This window comes from Ralstonia sp. VS2407 (assembly GCF_052950655.1).
Genome location: NZ_JBRFVG010000017.1, coordinates 1 through 16,817, shown reverse-complemented (window position 1 = coordinate 16,817; position 16,817 = coordinate 1). Strand labels below are relative to the sequence as shown.

Below are 16,817 nucleotides of genomic sequence, written 5' to 3'. Positions count from 1 at the left end.
GCATTAACGGTCTGCGGGGCGATCTGCGGTCTTGATATCGGATGCGGTGGAGGCCGCGGCGGCCAGCGCCGGCACTTCGGCCAGGCGGGTTTCGATTTGCGCCAGCGCTTCGGACAGCGCGTGAACGAGATCGTCCGGCAGCCCGTCGAGCGTGGCATTGATGAAGGCGATGCGGCGCGGCATGCATTCGAGCACGATGGCCAAGCCGGCGTCTGACAGCGACACGTTGGTCAGGCGGTTGTCGCGCGCATCCGTTGTGCGTTCAATCCAGCCGAGCTGCTCCAGCACCTTGAGCTGGCGGGTGAGCGCGCCGGGGTCCATCTGCAGGCGCTCGGCCAGCTGCTTCTGGGCCATGCCGCCGCCGGTGTTGTCGTGCAGCGCCAGCAGGATGCGCCAGCGCGGCATGGGCTGGCCGACATGCGCCTCGAAGGCGGCCATGAACGCACGATAGGTGCGGCCGAACTGGTGCATGACGGCGAAGCGTTCGCGTTCAGAGGTCATCGATCAGGGCTGAGATTGCTGGGGAACCGCGCATCCTAACCGCTCCGGCGTGTCTCGCCTATTCCGTATGTTGCACGGGCTCGACATGATGCAGCACCGCGGGCGGCACGCGGCGCACATACCAGAGGCCAATCAGCGCCACCACCGTCGCCACGATCAGGCCGATATGGATGGCACTCACCAGCACATGTCGCGCGGCTTCGAGCAGCGCCGCCCCATCGTGGCCGGCGGCATGCAACTGCGAGAGCAAGGCGGCTTGCGCGTCATGATCGATGAGAATTTCGGGATCGGCAAGCTGGCGCAGCCACTGCATCGCACTGTCGGCCCTCAGTGCATTGGCAACGCCCGAGGCATAGCGCTCGCTCACCAACGTGCCAACTAGCGCCGTGCCCACCATGCCGCCCACCATGCGCAGCGATTGCAGCAGCGCCGTGGCAATGCCCAGATGCGCACGGCCGGCCGTCTGCTGCGCAAACACGGTCAGATTGGGCAGCACGAAACCGAGGCCCAGACCGGCCAGCAGCATCAGCAGCGTCAGCACCGCATGCGGCATGCCCTTGGACGACACCGACATGCCGGCCACCGCCACGGTCAGCAGCGCGAAGCCGGCATACAGCATGGCGTTGGGCTTGGGAATGCGCGTGACAATGCGCCCGTTGATGATGCTGCCCAGCGTGATGCAAACCACGAGCGGCGTGATCACCAGGCCGGCTTGCTGCGGCGACATGCCAAACCCGCCCTGGAACAGCAACGGCGCATAGAACAGCACCGCAAACATCGAAAAGCCCGACAGCAACGCCAGCATGAAGAGCGCAGCCAGCGCCGGATTGCGCAGCATGTCGAACGGCAGCAGCGGTTGTTCGGCACGCTGCTCCCACCACCACAGCGTTACGAACGCCGCAGCCGACAGCACCGGCCAACCGAAGAGCGGCAGCGACAGGCCATGCCGCGGCAGCCATTCCACGAACAACTGCAGGGCCCCAAGCGCCACCGTGATCAGCACCGCGCCCTGCCAGTCCAGCCGGATACGCCCGGTATGCACGTTCTGGCGAAGATGCGGCAGGAAGCGCCAGGCAAACCACAGCCCCAGCACGCCGAACGGAATGTTCACGTAAAACACCGACCGCCAGCCGAACGCCTGCGTCATCCACCCGCCCAGCGTCGGGCCGATGGCGTTGGCAATACCAAACGACGCGCTCAGCATCACCTGCCAGCGCAAACGTACACGCGCATCGGGAAAGAGATCGGGAATGCACGCGTAAGCCGTGCCGACAAGCATGCCGCCACCAATGCCCTGCAGCGCCCGCGACCACACCAGGAACGTCATGCTGCCCGCCATGCCGCACATGACCGACGCCAGCGTGAACACCACGATGGACGCAATCACAAACGGCTTGCGCCCGTAGAAATCTCCCAGGCGCCCAAAGATCGGCACCGTCACAACGGAGGTCAGGAGATACGACGTCGCCACCCACGCGTACAGCTCAAAGCCCTTGAGTTCGGCCACCACGGTCGGCAACGCGGTGCCGACCACGGTCTGATCGAAGGCGACCAGAACGACGACGAAGCAGATGCCGATCATCGCCAAGAGCGATTCCTTGAACGGCAGAACCTGAGTATGGGAATGCGGGAGCGCGGTGTGGACGGCCATGGCGAAGGAGCAGCAATACAAATGCTACATCAACGATTGATGTGTCAACGATATTGTAGCGAGATCCGGGATGGCTTGCTGGATGGCTGATCGGAAAAAATAAAGCCTGTCGGATGTAAATTAAGTCCGTCGAGGTCGCTTGTGGTTCGCATAGGCGCAGGCGCGCCAAGGCGGCTCTCCTTTTCCTTACTGGCCATGCTCGGAGACCGCTGTTCCCGTCTGTGCGATCTCCTTGGTGAGTTGCATCACCGTGCGGCTTGCAAGCGTCAGATCGCCATGACGCGACATCGCCAGCGCGATGTATCGATAGACCGTCGGGTCCACAACCTTGGCGGCTTGCAGCCGGCCTTCGCGCACGGCGTTGGCGATGGCATAGGGCCCTAGCAGCGCGTACATGCCGCCATCCTCGACGATGCGCGTCTGCAGGCTGAGGGAATCGGCTTCCACCACGACGTTCAGAGAGATGCCGCGTTGGGTCGCGAGGTGGTTGAGCCAATCGCGCCAACTGCTGGGCCGGCAGAACGAAACCAGCGGTAGACCGTTCACCGCCGCAAACGGCACGGTGGGCTCGGCCAGAAGCGGATCGCCGGGTCTGCCAACCAGGTATGTCGCGGCTTCGGTCAGATAGATGTCGCCGTGCTTGGGCGTCGGGCTGTGCCGGAACAACAGGGCAAGATCAACGCTGCCGTCTTCCAGCCATGTTTCCAACTGCGCGCCTTGACCTTCTCGCACGCTGAGTTGCACGAGCGGATAGCGCTCGCGCAAGCGGTAATACAGCGTGCTGACCAGAGGATGCGCCGTAGAGGGAATGATGCCCAGGCGTACGGTCCCGATCGGTTTGCCGGCTGAGCTTTGAATGTCATTGGCCAACTGCTCCGTGCCCGCCAGCCATGCCCGCACCTTCGGTGCGATGCGCTGACCCAGTTCCGTCAGCACGACGCCCCGGCCCGTCCGCTGAAACAACCGGCCGCCGGCTGCCTGCTCCAGCTCTGCAATCTGACGGCTGATATGGGGCTGCGTCGTGCCGTGCGCCAATGCCACCTTGCTGAGGCTGCCAAGCTCGGCGGCCTCGATGAACAGTTTCCAGCCCGCGTAATCCACGGTGTCCCCACGTTCTTGATATGTCAATTCAGTATATCTGAAATGTCGGAATTCATCCTTCCGGCATGTCTTGTGTCTCCCTAGACTGCATCGCAAGCACGTTGACCACCCAGGCGTTCCAAGGCTTCGCCGGCGACGAGCGCTCCCCGGGCACAGGCATGACGCCCCCGGGAAGACCTATCGATCCACTCGTGAGGAGACTCCATGAAAGACATTGATCTGCGCGGCCTCGTACCCGCCCCCGTCACCCCGTTCACCCGCGATGGTGCCGTCGACCACGCGGCCATCCAGCGGCTAGGCAAGTGGCTCGGCAGCTTTGACGGCGTGAAGGGCCTGGTCGTGCTCGGACACGCCGGCGAAGGCACCTTCCTTTCACAGGATGAACAAACCGCCGTGATCGAGAGTTTCGTGAAGTCGGTCGACGGCAAGCTTCCCGTCATCGCCGGCATCACGCTCGAAGGTACGCAGGTGGCCGCGGCCGAGGCCAAGCGCGCCGTCAAGGCCGGAGCCTCGGCTGGTCTGGTCTATCCGTCGCACGGCTGGCTGCGCTTCGGTTACCAAAAAGGTGCACCGCAGGACCGCTATCGCGCCATCTATGAGGAAAGTGGCCTACCGCTGATCCTCTTCCAGTATCCGGACGTGACCAAGGCAACGTACAACCTCGAAACGCAGCTCGAGATTGCCGCGCAACCGGGCGTGTTCGCCATGAAGAACGGCGTACGCAACATGCGCCGCTGGGATACGGAAATTCCCGTGATCCGCCGTGAGAACCCCGATCTTCAGATCCTGACCTGTCACGATGAATACCTGCTGCACACCATGTTCGATGTAGACGGCGCACTGGTGGGATACGGCAACATCGCGCCCGAACTGCTGATCGAACTGATCGCAGCGGGCAAGGCCAAGGACTACCCTCGCGCGCGCGCCCTGCATGACAAGCTGTTGCCGATCACGAAGAACGTCTATCACCGTGGCTCGCACATGGAGGGCACCGTCGCGCTCAAGCACGCGCTCGTCGCAAGGGGCATCCTTGAGCACGCCACTGTGCGCCCTCCGCTGCTGCCGCTGGAACCCGGCGCGGAGATCGACATTGCCAACGCGATGCGCTCGGCCGGGCTGACTGGCCCGGGTGCCGGTGTGGTGCAGCCTCTTGCCGCATAAGGCAAGCAGGCTGCCGGCAACGCCTTAAGGGCGTGCGCACACCATAAGCGGTACCTGTCCGGGCGTGATACAAGCGCTATCAAAGCGCCACGCCCGGCGCCACAGCCGACCAACGGCTGCCACCAGAACAACAAGATCATCGATGCAGGGCGCAACCCGCGGCCTCGCATCAGAACAATGACATCTGGAGACAACATGACCATCACCACGCCCGCCCTGGCACACCACGGCGTGCAGGAGAGCGCGCGCACAGCGTCGGCCGATTCCGGCTTGCGCGCCGCACAGCTTCTCTTTCGTATCGAGAACGTCCCCTTCAGTCGCTGGCACACGAAGGCCCGCATCATCATGGGCAGCGCCACGCTGTTCGACGCCTTTGACGCGCTATCGCTGGCCTTCGTCATGCCGGTGCTTGTGGGACTGTGGCACCTCTCACCGGGCGAGATCGGCGTGTTGATCGCCGCCGGTTATCTTGGACAGGTGATCGGCGCGCTGGTGTTCGGCTGGCTAGCTGAGCGTCTGGGCCGAGTGCGAAGCGCCACCATCACGGTCGGGCTGATGTCGATCATGAGTGTGGTGTGCGCGTTTGCCGGTAACTTTCAGATGCTGTTTCTGTGCCGGTTCCTGCAGGGCATCGGCGTTGGGGGTGAAGTGCCGGTGGCAGCGACTTACATCAACGAGCTGTCGCAAGCGCACGGGCGCGGACGCTTCTTCATCCTGTACGAACTGATTTTTCCGCTGGGGCTGCTGGCGGCGGCCCAGGTTGGCGCGTTCCTTGTGCCGCGCTTTGGCTGGGAATACATGTTTCTGGTCGGGGGCATCCCGGGCATTCTCGTGGCGCTGCTGATCATGCGCTTGCCGGAGTCGCCGCGCTGGCTGATCGGCAAGGGCCGCTTTGACGAAGCAGAACACGTGATCCGGGACATTGAAGCCAGTACGCCCCACCGCAATCTCGACCCGCAACGCGACAGCACCGAAATCGATACGCGAGTCGCCACGCTGCTCGAGGGCATTCGCACACGTCGCAAGGGCTCATGGAAGGAACTGTTCTCGCCACTGTACCGTGGCCGGACCCTCGTCGTGTGGGTGCTGTGGGCCAGTTCCTACTTTGTTGCCAACGGCATCAATAATTGGCTTCCGAGCCTGTACAAGACTGTGTACCACCTGCCGCTGCAGGAATCTCTGCATATGGCGTCAGTCTCAAACGTCCTGAGCACCTGTGCAGTGCTGGTGTGCGCCCTCCTGGTGGATCGCGTCGGCCGTCGGCGCTGGGCCATGGCGTGCTTCCTGATCAGTGGTGCCTTGCTGGCAGCATTGGCGGCGATCGGTGCCGGCAGTGCGCTGTCCGTGATGATCCTGGCGTCTTCTGCCTACGCTGTGATGGGCACGACCACCGTACTGCTGTATCTCTACACGCCTGAAATCTATCCAACCCGCATGCGTGCTATCGGCACCGGGCTGGCGACGTCATGGTTGCGTGCCGCATCGGCTGCTGCGCCGGCCATCGTCGGAGTGGTTCTCGCCGGCTACGGCATCGCGTCGGTGTTTGTCATGTTTGCGCTGGTGAACGTTATCGGCCTGCTGGCGGCCATGCGCATGATCGAGACCACCAACCGGGCGCTCGAAGACATCTCGCCCTAGGTATCGAGGCGCCGCCGCGCGCCATCCCCCTACCTTCCTGTATTGCCCCAAGAGGGTCGCCATGTGCGACCGCCTCTTGGCGGAGCGCACCCAAAAAACCATACAAAACCCCGTCGCGGTGCCACGCACGGGTACAACACAGAGGAGACCTCACCATGAAAACCACGTCCTGGCTGATCGGCATGAGCATCGGTGCAGCCACCCCGATGATGGCCGCCGCACAGTCCGTCACGCTCTACGGCTTGGTGGATACCGGCGTTGAATACGTCAATAACGTTGGGGCCTCGAAAGGCGGGCTGGTGCGCATGCCGAACCTCACAGGCACCGTGCCGTCGCGGTGGGGGGTGCGCGGCAAAGAAGACCTGGGCGGCGGTCTGCATGCCGTCTTCACGCTTGAATCGGGCTTCGCGCCGGACTCCGGCGTCTCGAATCAGGGCGGACGGCTATTCGGACGGCAGGCAAACGTAGGGCTCAGCGGGCCGTGGGGCGAGGTGACGTTTGGCCGACAGAACACCATGTTGTTCTGGGCGATTCTCGACTCGGACATCCTTGGACCCAACGTCTATGGCGGTAACGCATTGGACAGCTACCGCCCGAATGCGCGTGTCGACAATGCCATCGCTTACAAGGGCAAGTTCGGCGGCCTCACCGTGGGCGCCACGTATAGCTTCGGCCGGGATACGGTCAATGCCGGTGCCAACCCAGCCGGCACCAACTGTGCCGGCGAACTGGCATCGGACAGCCGCGCGTGCCGCGAGTGGTCCGCCTTGGTGATGTACGAAACCGGCACCTGGGGCATCTCAACCGCGTACGACTCGCTGCGAGGTGGCCCCGGCGCAGCGGCTGGCCTCACCAGTAGCAAACTGAAGGACGATCGTCTGCTCCTCGGGGCTTACGCGTTATTCGACAAAACAAAGGTGGGCATCGGCGCTTCGTTCCGCAACAACGAAGGTGGCGCGCCATCACACAGCCAGTTGTACTACGCAGGCGCGTCCTACGACATCACACCCGCGCTCAACCTTGCAGGTCAGGTCTACTACTTGCACTTCAACAACAGTGCCAACAAGGCGTGGCTGGGCGCGATCCGGGGCACCTACGCATTCTCAAAGCGGACGTCGGTGTATCTCACCGGCGGGTACATCGACAATGGTGGGCAGTCGAATCTTTCAGTGAGCGCCGGCGGCAGTGGAGGGACGAGTAACCCCGCGCCCGGCGGCAATCAACTCGGGGTGATGGCCGGCATGAAGCATTCGTTTTAGCAGCCGCTGTTTAGTCGCCATCACGCTATCCACAATCCGCAGGGGCGACAGGCCTTCACCGGTCTGCTGTGAGTGCCGCCCTACAAATAGAAGGCCCCTGCGCGCTTTGGTTTACCGTTCTTCTACTGGGTACAGTTGCTCCGGGTGTCGATCACCTTGCCGCTGCCTGGATCGTCTTCGAGAACGGTCAACGCACGATTGCTTCAACTGCCATCAAAGTCGGCGTTGGCTCGGTACGGTCCCCGCTAGCCTCGCGCCAGCACGCTAAAGCCGGTCTTGTCCCAATGAAGAGAAACGGACCGGGTCGCGGGTGCTGAGTCGATTCGCTACGATCCACCCTATCGCGGCCGATACCGACACACTGCGTCCTCATGCTGAGTCCGCGCAGCATGCACGTAAGGAACCCGCTGCCATGCTGGGCTTTCCGGCCCATCACCAGCGCGTACGGTAGGTTTTTCATCCCCAAACGCTTCGGCATCTCGGTGATGCTGACGGCTCAGTCAACACTGCGCTGCTGCATCGCCGTCTACATGCGGTGCGTGCGAATGACGTAGGCCGGCTATGCCCGCCGCAACGCGCCGCAGCCTTGTTAAGCCATTGAGGACCCCGGCGAGCCGTTGCTGCCGACATGCTCGTGGGCTGTGCTGGCAGTCTGCGTAGCCAGGTAGCGACCGGGCCGATGGTTCAGCGCAATGCTGAGGTTGAGCGCGACCGCCCCGACCAGCGAGGCCGCCAGTGCCATCGGGCTGACCACGACCAGCGAGGCCAACACGATGCCCACATCCACCGCCATCTGCAGCTTGCCAGCGCGAATGCCGTACTTGTCTTGCAGATACAGCGCGACGATGTTGACGCCGCCCAAGCTGGCCTGGTGCCGAAACAGGACGATGAAGCCCACGCCCATCAACGTGCCGCCAATGACACCCGCATACAGCGGATTGAGCGACCCCAGTTGTACGAAATGCGCGTGCACCTCGCTCAGCCACGACACCAGCGCCACTGCACAGAACGTCTTGAGCGTGAAGCGCCATCCCATGTGCCGAACCGCCAGGTAATAGAACGGCAGATTGATGGTGAAGAACACCACCCCAAACGGCAGCGATGTGGCGTAGTGGATCAGAAAGGCCACGCCGGCCGTGCCGCCAGACAGCAGGCCGCCCTGCTTGAAGAGCGTGATGCCGAGCGACACAAAGAGCGTACCGGTGACGATGGCGAGCACGTCCTCAAGCAGGCTATGCCGGGTGACGCTGGGGACATTGTCGGGAGCATTCATGGGGGGCTCCTTACGGATACCGTGGACATGGCGCCGACTATGCCGCCGGTGCGTCCGTCGGTTCTTTGATCCAAGCCAACCGTGCTTGAATCAGCCTACCCCTGAGATGCAGGCGTTGTGTGCTCGCCGCAGTCGTCCCGCAGCAGCCGGCAATGGCCTGGATCGCCGCACGGCTCGACAAGCTCTCCATCCATGTGCGGGAACCTCATACGACTACGGTTTGGAGGCTATGTCCGGCGTCTGCCTAGACCGGCTGAGACAGCAATCGCTCTAGCGCTTCAAGCCTGTGTCTGCGTATTGTGGTGATGGCGTAGAAGCGTTCCTGCAATTGCGTCGACTGCCCTACAGTCACCAGGATTCCCGTTCGCAACTCATCTTGAACGACAACTTCGGGCAACACGGCCAACCAGCCGCTGTCACGAGCGATCAGACGCAGCATAGCCATGTCGTCTATCTCGGCCCGCAATCGGGGGACCACACCCATTGACGCGCACAGGGCGTCGAACTGAGTTCTAAGCGCGTGGCGCGGCCCAGGTAACGCAATCTCAAGCCCATCAAGATCTTCTGGGATGTGCAGGGTTCGGCCTTTCCAGACTGATGCTGGCCCTACCAAGGAAATGGATTGGCTACCAAGATACTGACAGTGGAGAGGGCGATCCGGATTGGTGGGCACGCTTTCATTGGCGAGCACCACGTCAAGTTGATGTTCAACTAGCCGCCCGAGCAAGTCTTCGAGAACCCCGGATTCGAGCGTGAGTAGCACTTCGGGGTCAGCCAAGAGCGGCTTGATCCAGTTCTCCTGATAGTTTCTCGAGAGGGTCGCCACGCTTCCAACGCGAAGTCGCGTCATTCCCTCGCTTCGGCCAACCAATCTTCCGAGCATCTCCTGGCCGAGTCCGAAAATGTCTTCGGCGTACGACAGCACGACCTGGCCGGTCTCGGTCAGCACCAGGCTGCGTCCTTCCCGGCTGAATAGAGCGTCGCCAAGTCTTTCTTCCAACTGGCGGATCTGAGCGGAAAGCGCCGACTGGGAGGTGTGCAGCTCACGGGCGGCGCGCGTGAGGTGTCCCAACTTGGCCACGCGCCAAAAGTAGAACAAGTGATGGAAGTTCAGCTGCTCCAGCCTGATCATTCTGTTTTATATATCAAATCGTTCTGATCATTGAATTTTACAGAATGATTTCCAAAGGAGAAGATGCGGGCACATGAATTTTCGCCAGCGCTTCCCATGGACATCGTTCACGTTCTTACGGCTGTTTCGACACTCCTGCCGGCAGGTTTGATGGGGGCGGCCGCCCTCCTTCCCCGGTCAGTCCGCGCAAGTACGCCGACACTTTGGCACGGCTTTATCGCACTGTCGGCAATCGCCTTGTGTGCTGCCATATTCTCTTTGGCCTGGGCGACGTGGAGTTCCGGCGAGCCTCTTGGCACCTCCGTCCTCTCGCCTTGGCTGCACCTGTCCCTGATTGGCGGTTGGATGGCCGTGCTTGTCCAACTGCTGGGCACCTGCATCGGCGCGTTCTCTGCGCGGTACCTGCAAGGCGAGCCTGGGCAACGCAGCTATCTCGGCGCGCTTGCCGGGGTCTTGGCATCTGTGCACGTGCTCCTGCTTGCAGACCATTGGGTGGTGTTGATCGCGGCCTGGGCGACGATCGGCGTCGCGTTGCAGCGTTTGCTGTGCTTTTATCCCGACCGACCATTCGCAATGCTTGCCGCGCACAAAAAGCGCTTGGCAGACCGGTTGGCAGATGTCTTCCTGGTTACGGCAGCCGCGTTTGCCTGGCACGAGGTAGGCAGCGGTTCGCTGTCGCAGTTATGGCTTCACAGTGCGCGCGAGGGGGTATCCGCCAGCCTTCAGGTCAGCGCGGTCTGCGTCGCCGTCAGTGTGATCTTGAGAACAGCTTTGCTGCCCGTGCACGGATGGCTCATCCAGGTCATGGAGGCTCCGACGCCGGTATCGGCGTTGCTGCATGCGGGTGTGGTGAACCTGGGCGGCTATGTGCTGATCCGATTTGCCCCTCTGCTCAGCCAGAGCGCCCCGGCTCGCTGGCTGCTGATCACGGTCGGGCTCGCCACGGCAGTCATGGGTGGGTTGATCATGCTCACCCGCATCAGCATTAAGGTCCGGCTGGCCTGGTCCACGGTGGCGCAGATGGGGTTCATGGTGATGGAGTGTGGATTGGGCCTGTACACACTGGCGGCGCTTCACCTCCTCGGCCATTCGCTTTACAAGGCGCACGCATTTCTCTCCGCGTCCTCGGTGGTCGATCGGCTTCGCGTGGAACAGCTCCTTGGCCATGAAAAGCGGTCTCGCTTGAGCTTGTACGCAGCCCCCGTCATCGCAATCGGCATCGCCGTCCTTCTGCATGCGCTGGTAAATCAGGTTCCCTGGCCTTGGTGGTGGAGCGGCATTCTCGCGCTTGCCTGGGCACCACTGCTCTGGCTGCCATCCGTCAAGGAAGGCTCGACCTCTGCAATGCTGCTGGCCCGACTTGCCGCAAGCCTGATCAGTATTGCGGGCCTCATGGGCGCAGCAATCGTCCTGCACCTCTTGCCAACCGGCATAGCGGACCACGCCGACACAGGTGGCGGCATTGCAGCGTTGCTCGGTATGGCTGCCATGCATTGCGTCCTGGTGGCGTTGCAGACATCTCCCCATGCTTTGGCTTCTGTGCGCCGTGCCTGTTATGCGGGCCTTTACTTGGATGAGTTCTATACCCGCTTGGCTTTGCGCTCGTGGCCCACCAACTGGACGCCGAGTCGCTCGGATGTCTTCCCCCTCGCAGTAGCCCGGGCCGCCAAGGCGAATGCACACCAGTAAATGCTGCTCAAAGAGGTTCACATGAACAACGGTATTGCCTCCTCCACCGATCCCAGCGCGACGTCGGAACATAACGCAGCGTGCGTCAACCTTGAGGCGGAAAAGTACACGGACGCTGCGCGGCTGGCGCAGATGGAAGCCGCCTGCAACCAAGCATGCGCAGCGATCGCACCGGCATGGCCGTTAGATCGGGCAATTGCAGTCAATCCTCATTGGGGCCGGGTGAGCAGGCCTGTTCGCCAAGTGGCAGCTCGGATGGCAGTGCTTGGCGGCATCCAGGTGTTTCCGAGTCGTCCAAGCCTGCGCCAGGCATGGCAATCCGGCCGCATTACCAAAGACGACGTCGAATATGCGCTTGCTGCCTTGCCCGTCGCCAAAGTCTCCGGTCTGACGGTTTCCCAATGCCTGAATGCCATCAACACCGATTGGTCAGCGCCACGTTTGCCGTTGCTGATCGACATACTTGATACCGATCCATTGCGCCATACAAGGCTTTCCTGGCGCGAGGCAATCACGCACCAGGTCAGCCAAAGCTGCGCCGCCTATTTCGACGAGAATCAGTCGGACTGGGCGATCCAGAAAAACGATGGGCTGTATGCCTTCTGGCGCGACACGTTACGGCACGATCGCGGCATTGGCTTGCTGATGGGCATTCCGAATCTTGATCAGCATCTGGCGGAGTTGCCACCCACGTTCCGGGACGCGGAACACTGGGCGCTGGAGCAACTGGATCTGTCCAGCGATGTCTGGCCAGACTATCTGGAAGCCGTATTGCTCACGGTGAATGGCTGGGCATCTTGGTGCGCCTACCTTGGGTGGCAAGCTCGTCAGGACGGGAAGGAAGACCCCAACCTGCGTGAGTTGCTTGCCATTCGGCTTGCCTGGGGCGCCGTTCTGCAGAAGTGCCACGACGACTACAGCACGAAGACCGCCATCTCCACCCTTCGCAACGCCTGGCGCCGCGCATCTTCAACGTTTGCAGAGGCCGAGGACGCTTTGCTGATCGACGAGGTCTGGCAGTACGCCCTGGAAGCCGGTTACCAGCACCAACTGGCGCAGCGTGTAGGGGCGTCCTGCGTGGCGCCTGAGCCCTCCGATATTGAAGTACAAGCAGCGTTTTGCATTGACGTCCGCAGCGAACCCTTGCGCCGTTCCTTGGAGGCGGTCTGGCCGGCCATCCAGACGGTGGGCTTTGCGGGATTCTTCGGCATACCCGTTGCCTATACGCCGCTCGGAACAGGGGCACGGCGCCCGCAACTACCCGGCTTACTGTCGCCCTCGATGGAGGTGACAGACAGTGTCCACCTCAATACAGGCCAAGACGGACCCTCTGCTGACGGTACGGTCACACGCGCACGGCGCACCCGTCTCGGGGTTGCCGCACAGTTGAATCAATCCAGTCGCTGGCCCAGCGGTGCATTCTCGTTTGTCGAGGTTGCAGGTGTTGGCTACGCCGGCGCGCTGTGGCGGTGGGTCCGTCCGTCGACGCAACGGCGCGTGCGTGCAGACTTGGCAGGATTGCCCTCCCGGTACAAGAAGGTATGCAGGCCTGCACTGCTATCGCAGTCTCCACGTGAAAAAGCTGACCTGGCGGCGCGCGTGCTCCGCGCCATGGGGCTCGCTCACAATCTGGCCCCGCTTGTGGTGCTCGTCGGTCATGGCAGCCAGTCGAACAACAATGCGCATTCGGCATCGTTGGATTGCGGCGCATGCTGTGGCCAAAGCGGTGAGGTCAATGCCCGCACCTTGGCCCTGCTCCTCAATGACCCGAAGGTGCGCGCCGAGCTAATCAACTTGGGCGTCGACGTTCCCGCACGGGTGCAATTTGTGGCGGCGCTGCATAACACGACAACCGACGAGATCGAAGGCTTCGACCTTGATCTGTTGCCCGAATCCGCGCTTGAGCGCTGGGCACGCTTCGAAGACGCAATGAAACACGCTTGCGATCAGGTCAGACGCGAGCGTGCGCCCAAGCTCGGTATCGATGCACGTTTGCCGCATGATCAACTCTTGACCAAGCTCCTGCGGCGCGCCAACGACGGCGCACAGACGCGACCGGAATGGGGGCTGGCCGGCAATGCAGCATTCGTGATCGCTCCGCGTTATCGGACCCAGGGTGCGGTGCTCGACGGACGCGTGTTCTTACATGATTACGACCACCGCACCGATCCCGACGGTAGCCTGCTCGATCAATTGCTGACGGCACCCATGCTCGTGACCCACTGGATCAACTGGCAATACCATGCGTCAACATGTGATCCAAAACATCTGGGGAGCGGCAACAAACTCCTGCATAACGTCGTCGGCGGCTCAATCGGGGTATTTGAAGGCAATGGAGGCGATTTGCGAATCGGCCTATCCCGGCAGTCGCTTCATGACGGAGAGCGATGGGTCCACGAGCCGCTTCGGCTGACCGTCCTGGTGGATGCGCCACAGGAGGCCATTGACCGAGTGATTGAAAACCAGATCGTCGTCCGGCAACTTGTCAGAAACGGTTGGCTTCACCTCTGGCGGTTCGGACACAACGAGCTTCAGCGCTACACCGATGGCGAGTGGCTGCCGACCGGGCTGAGTGCGGCGTGACACCACAAAGCCAGACCGCCAAAGGGACTTCCTTCTGGTTGGTCTGGCCAAGGTCGTCTCTACACAGTGCAGCCACATCGCATGAGCGCCTGAATCAGTATCCTGATTCATGAAAGAGGAAGCGCAATCGCAATCAGCAGGTTGAATGTTCGAGTAGTTCTTCTCAGAGCGCGACGACGGGAGCATGGATAATTGATGCATTTCCGACTCATCAACGGGCATTGTGGTTTGCCGTAGAGAAATGCGCTGTTCTCCGTTGTAACGGGGCATTACCCTACAAGGGTGATGAGGAGGACTCGTGAAAAGGCTCTACAAGTCATTAGCCCCCAGGCATTACCGAAGCGGCGAAGCAGCAAAACTGGCTCGGATGCCGGCATCCACGCTGCGCATTTGGGAGCGCAGATACGCTGTAGTCTCGCCGCCGAAGAGCGCTTCGGGCCAACGCCTCTATACAGAGGACGACATAGAACGCCTGCGCCTGATCAGAGGCCTTGTTGACCGTGGGCACCCCATCAGTGCAGTGGCGAGCTTGAATGCGGAATCTCTGAAGGCGCTGGTGGAATCGACTGGCTTTGTTCAGACCGCCAATGTTGAGCCCATTTCGCTTCTGATCGTAGGCCCCGTGTCATTTGACATCGCTCATTGCGCTTGCGCCCACATGCGTGTCTGCGGACGCCCTAGATCGCTTGAAGAAGCAATTCGAAGTGCACGCACGGGTACGAGGGCGGATGCGCTGCTGGCCTTTGTCCCTTCGCTTCAGGAAGAAACGATCTCACGCATTGCGGCACTGGCCGAAGCGTTACACGCGAAAGCGGTGAGCGTGATCTGCTCTGAGGCGTCAGCGCACGCGACGGAGCGCGCGGGCCTGGGCGGTATACGCGTAATCCGACAAGCCGACGCTGAAGCCAAACCTGAACCGCTCGTCGCTGAGCTTGTCGATTGGGCTACGGCGCTCCGCCAGGCAGACGTCTTGAATGCCGACACTCGCAGGCGCTCGGCCCGCCGCTTCGACGACAAGGCACTCGCCTCTCTAGCCGGTCACGCCTCAGCGATTCAGTGCGAATGCCCGCGGCATTTGGCTGAACTCGTGATCCAGCTCAGCGCGTTCCAACGCTACAGCGATGAGTGCATATACCGCTCGGCGCAAGACGCCCTGTTGCACCGCCGGCTCGGGAACGTCGCAAACCGGGCGGTACAACTGCTTGAGACCGCGCTTGCCGAAATCGTCCGTCAAGAAGACTTGCTCAACGGGGCTAAGCTCTAAACCACCCCTGGCGCGCCACGCGACGGTTGCCATGAGCAGCTTCAAGCGATATTTCCGAAGACCCCTGCCCCTGCGCCTTTGCTGTTCAGTTGGGCACACGTCAGGAAGTCATCATGGGATTTGTTTGGATTACTGGAGCTAGCGGCGCTGTAGGCGCTGCCCTCGCTCGACGATTGAACAGGGCAGACATTCCGCTTGTGCTGAGTGCACGAGACGGGAGCAAGCTCGAAGAGCTTGCTGGCTCGCTCAAGTCGGGCCCGATACTGATATGTCCAGCCGATGTTACGGATCGGAATAGCGCTCAGCTTGCAGTCGAGGCCGGTGTCGCTCAGTTTGGCGCGCCGGAAGGCCTCGCGCACTGCGTCGGCTCGATCATCATCAAGCCACTGCACCTGACTTCGGAGGACGAACTCAAGCAGGCATTCGACGCCAATTTTTTCTCGGCGTGGAATGTGTTGCGTCTGTTTGTACAGCAGGCTGTTCGCCACAGAGTGCACGCAAGCGCGGTCTTGATCGGCTCGGTTGCCGCCACTGCCGGCTTCCCGAACCATGAAGCAATTGCCAGCGCGAAAGCTGCCGTCGGAGCGCTTGCACAGTCGGCGGCCGCAACGTATGCGGATCGCAATATCCGCGTCAATTGCATTCATCCGGGGCTGACCACGTCAGCAATGTCTTCTCGCCTGACAAGTGCTCCAGCAGTTGCGGAGCGACTCGCAAAGACGAACCCCATGGGCCGGCTCGGACAAGGAGAGGACACCGCGGCACTTGCGGAATTCCTGCTCAGTCCTGCAGCCTCCTGGATCACCGGCCAGCAGATCGGCGTGGATGGAGGCCAAGGGCGATTACTCGTACCCCCCAAGTCATGAGTACGCAGCCGAAAGACTTGCGCGGCCTGGCTGTCCTGCTCGGCATCGGCGGTCTCATCCCATTTATCGCGTTGGCGTGGCTTTGCCTTCGGGACACCTCGGGGAGCAGCGAATACCAGCATTCGCTGGTGGTGTACGCGGCGTCCATTACATCCTTTGTAGGTGCGGTGCACTGGGGGCGCGTACTCAACGAGGCAAACACCACGCGCAGGCATGTCTTGCAGCTTGCCTGGAGCGTTGTGCCATCGCTCGCAGCGTGGGGCGCAACCATGGGTGGCGAGCCGCGTACTGCGCTCATCAGGATGGCGATGGTGCTGGCAGCCTGCTGGCTGACGGATGCCGTTTTTCTACGTTGGGGGGCACTACCAGCCTGGTATTTCCGGTTGCGCAGTCTATTGACCTTCGTAGCGGTGGCGTCGCTCATGCTTACCGGTCTTGCAAGCCCGGGGTGAGCACCGAAGATCGTTACCCCACAAAGACGAGCTTTGCGTCAAGTTCATCAACTTCATCTGTGTCTGGAGTTCTGTTCGGAGGGCCACGTGGCAATCAATTCAGAAAATGGCACCGCCATCTACAGGAACATCGGTTTGGGCGACATCGCCCGTTACCGGTTGCCCTGGGCCGGTAAGGTGTCCATCTTGCACCGTGCCAGCGGTGCGTTGATGTTCCTTCTTCTTCCGTTCGTGCTGTACTTGTTCG

14 protein-coding genes are annotated in these 16,817 nt (G+C 61.7%); 9 read left to right on the top strand and 5 right to left on the bottom strand.

Annotation, left to right across the window (positions count from 1 at the left end; translation table 11 throughout):
• Positions 1–3 precede the first annotated feature (3 nt).
• From ACU8YE_RS21525 to ACU8YE_RS21515, 3 genes are all read right to left on the bottom strand, one after another.
• On the bottom strand, positions 4–501 hold the full coding sequence (locus ACU8YE_RS21525) for a MarR family winged helix-turn-helix transcriptional regulator (RefSeq protein ID WP_232039267.1): 498 nt from the start codon (positions 499–501) through the stop codon (positions 4–6).
• Between the two features lie 58 nt (positions 502–559).
• Complete coding sequence (locus ACU8YE_RS21520; protein ID WP_446929563.1) at positions 560–2,152, bottom strand: MFS transporter; 1,593 nt, start codon at positions 2,150–2,152, stop codon at positions 560–562.
• Positions 2,153–2,338: 186 nt separating this feature from the next.
• Complete coding sequence (locus tag ACU8YE_RS21515) at positions 2,339–3,253, bottom strand: LysR substrate-binding domain-containing protein (RefSeq protein ID WP_433868190.1); 915 nt, start codon at positions 3,251–3,253, stop codon at positions 2,339–2,341.
• 204 nt (positions 3,254–3,457) lie between these two features.
• Here ACU8YE_RS21515 and ACU8YE_RS21510 point away from each other — a divergent pair, with 204 nt between their 5' ends.
• The 3 genes from ACU8YE_RS21510 to ACU8YE_RS21500 all read left to right on the top strand — a co-directional run bounded on the left by ACU8YE_RS21510 (position 3,458) and on the right by ACU8YE_RS21500 (position 7,311).
• Complete coding sequence (locus tag ACU8YE_RS21510; RefSeq protein WP_232039264.1) at positions 3,458–4,414, top strand: dihydrodipicolinate synthase family protein; 957 nt, start codon at positions 3,458–3,460, stop codon at positions 4,412–4,414.
• Positions 4,415–4,609: 195 nt separating this feature from the next.
• Positions 4,610–6,052 (top strand): MFS transporter, encoded by a 1,443-nt coding sequence (locus ACU8YE_RS21505; RefSeq protein WP_425343164.1) that lies wholly within the window; start codon positions 4,610–4,612, stop codon positions 6,050–6,052.
• 155 nt (positions 6,053–6,207) lie between these two features.
• The gene (locus ACU8YE_RS21500; RefSeq protein WP_446929562.1) at positions 6,208–7,311 is read left to right on the top strand and encodes a porin; all 1,104 of its coding nucleotides are present in this window, start codon (positions 6,208–6,210) and stop codon (positions 7,309–7,311) included.
• A gap of 589 nt (positions 7,312–7,900) precedes the next feature.
• Here ACU8YE_RS21500 and ACU8YE_RS21495 read toward each other — a convergent pair.
• Positions 7,901–8,584 carry a YitT family protein gene (locus ACU8YE_RS21495; protein WP_446929561.1) on the bottom strand — a complete coding sequence of 228 codons (684 nt, stop codon included), beginning with the start codon at positions 8,582–8,584 and terminating at the stop codon, positions 7,901–7,903.
• Between the two features lie 244 nt (positions 8,585–8,828).
• Complete coding sequence (locus tag ACU8YE_RS21490; protein WP_232040248.1) at positions 8,829–9,713, bottom strand: LysR family transcriptional regulator; 885 nt, start codon at positions 9,711–9,713, stop codon at positions 8,829–8,831.
• Positions 9,714–9,812: 99 nt separating this feature from the next.
• Here ACU8YE_RS21490 and ACU8YE_RS21485 point away from each other — a divergent pair, with 99 nt between their 5' ends.
• From ACU8YE_RS21485 to ACU8YE_RS21460, 6 genes are all read left to right on the top strand, one after another.
• Positions 9,813–11,405, top strand: a complete 1,593-nt coding sequence (locus tag ACU8YE_RS21485; RefSeq protein ID WP_446929560.1) for an NADH-quinone oxidoreductase subunit L — start codon at positions 9,813–9,815, stop codon at positions 11,403–11,405.
• Between the two features lie 132 nt (positions 11,406–11,537).
• The gene (locus ACU8YE_RS21480; protein WP_446929601.1) at positions 11,538–13,988 is read left to right on the top strand and encodes a YbcC family protein; all 2,451 of its coding nucleotides are present in this window, start codon (positions 11,538–11,540) and stop codon (positions 13,986–13,988) included.
• Between the two features lie 298 nt (positions 13,989–14,286).
• Positions 14,287–15,252, top strand: a complete 966-nt coding sequence (locus ACU8YE_RS21475) for a MerR family transcriptional regulator (protein WP_316871964.1) — start codon at positions 14,287–14,289, stop codon at positions 15,250–15,252.
• Between the two features lie 113 nt (positions 15,253–15,365).
• Positions 15,366–16,118 carry an SDR family NAD(P)-dependent oxidoreductase gene (locus ACU8YE_RS21470; RefSeq protein ID WP_316871965.1) on the top strand — a complete coding sequence of 251 codons (753 nt, stop codon included), beginning with the start codon at positions 15,366–15,368 and terminating at the stop codon, positions 16,116–16,118.
• Entirely contained in the window at positions 16,115–16,570 is a 456-nt protein-coding gene (locus ACU8YE_RS21465) for a DUF3429 domain-containing protein (protein ID WP_446929559.1), read from the top strand. The genes ACU8YE_RS21470 and ACU8YE_RS21465 overlap by 4 nt, the downstream gene beginning before the upstream one ends.
• 87 nt (positions 16,571–16,657) lie before the next feature.
• Positions 16,658–16,817 (top strand): succinate dehydrogenase, cytochrome b556 subunit (locus tag ACU8YE_RS21460; RefSeq protein ID WP_446929600.1); only part of this gene is annotated, 160 nt, incomplete at its 3' end.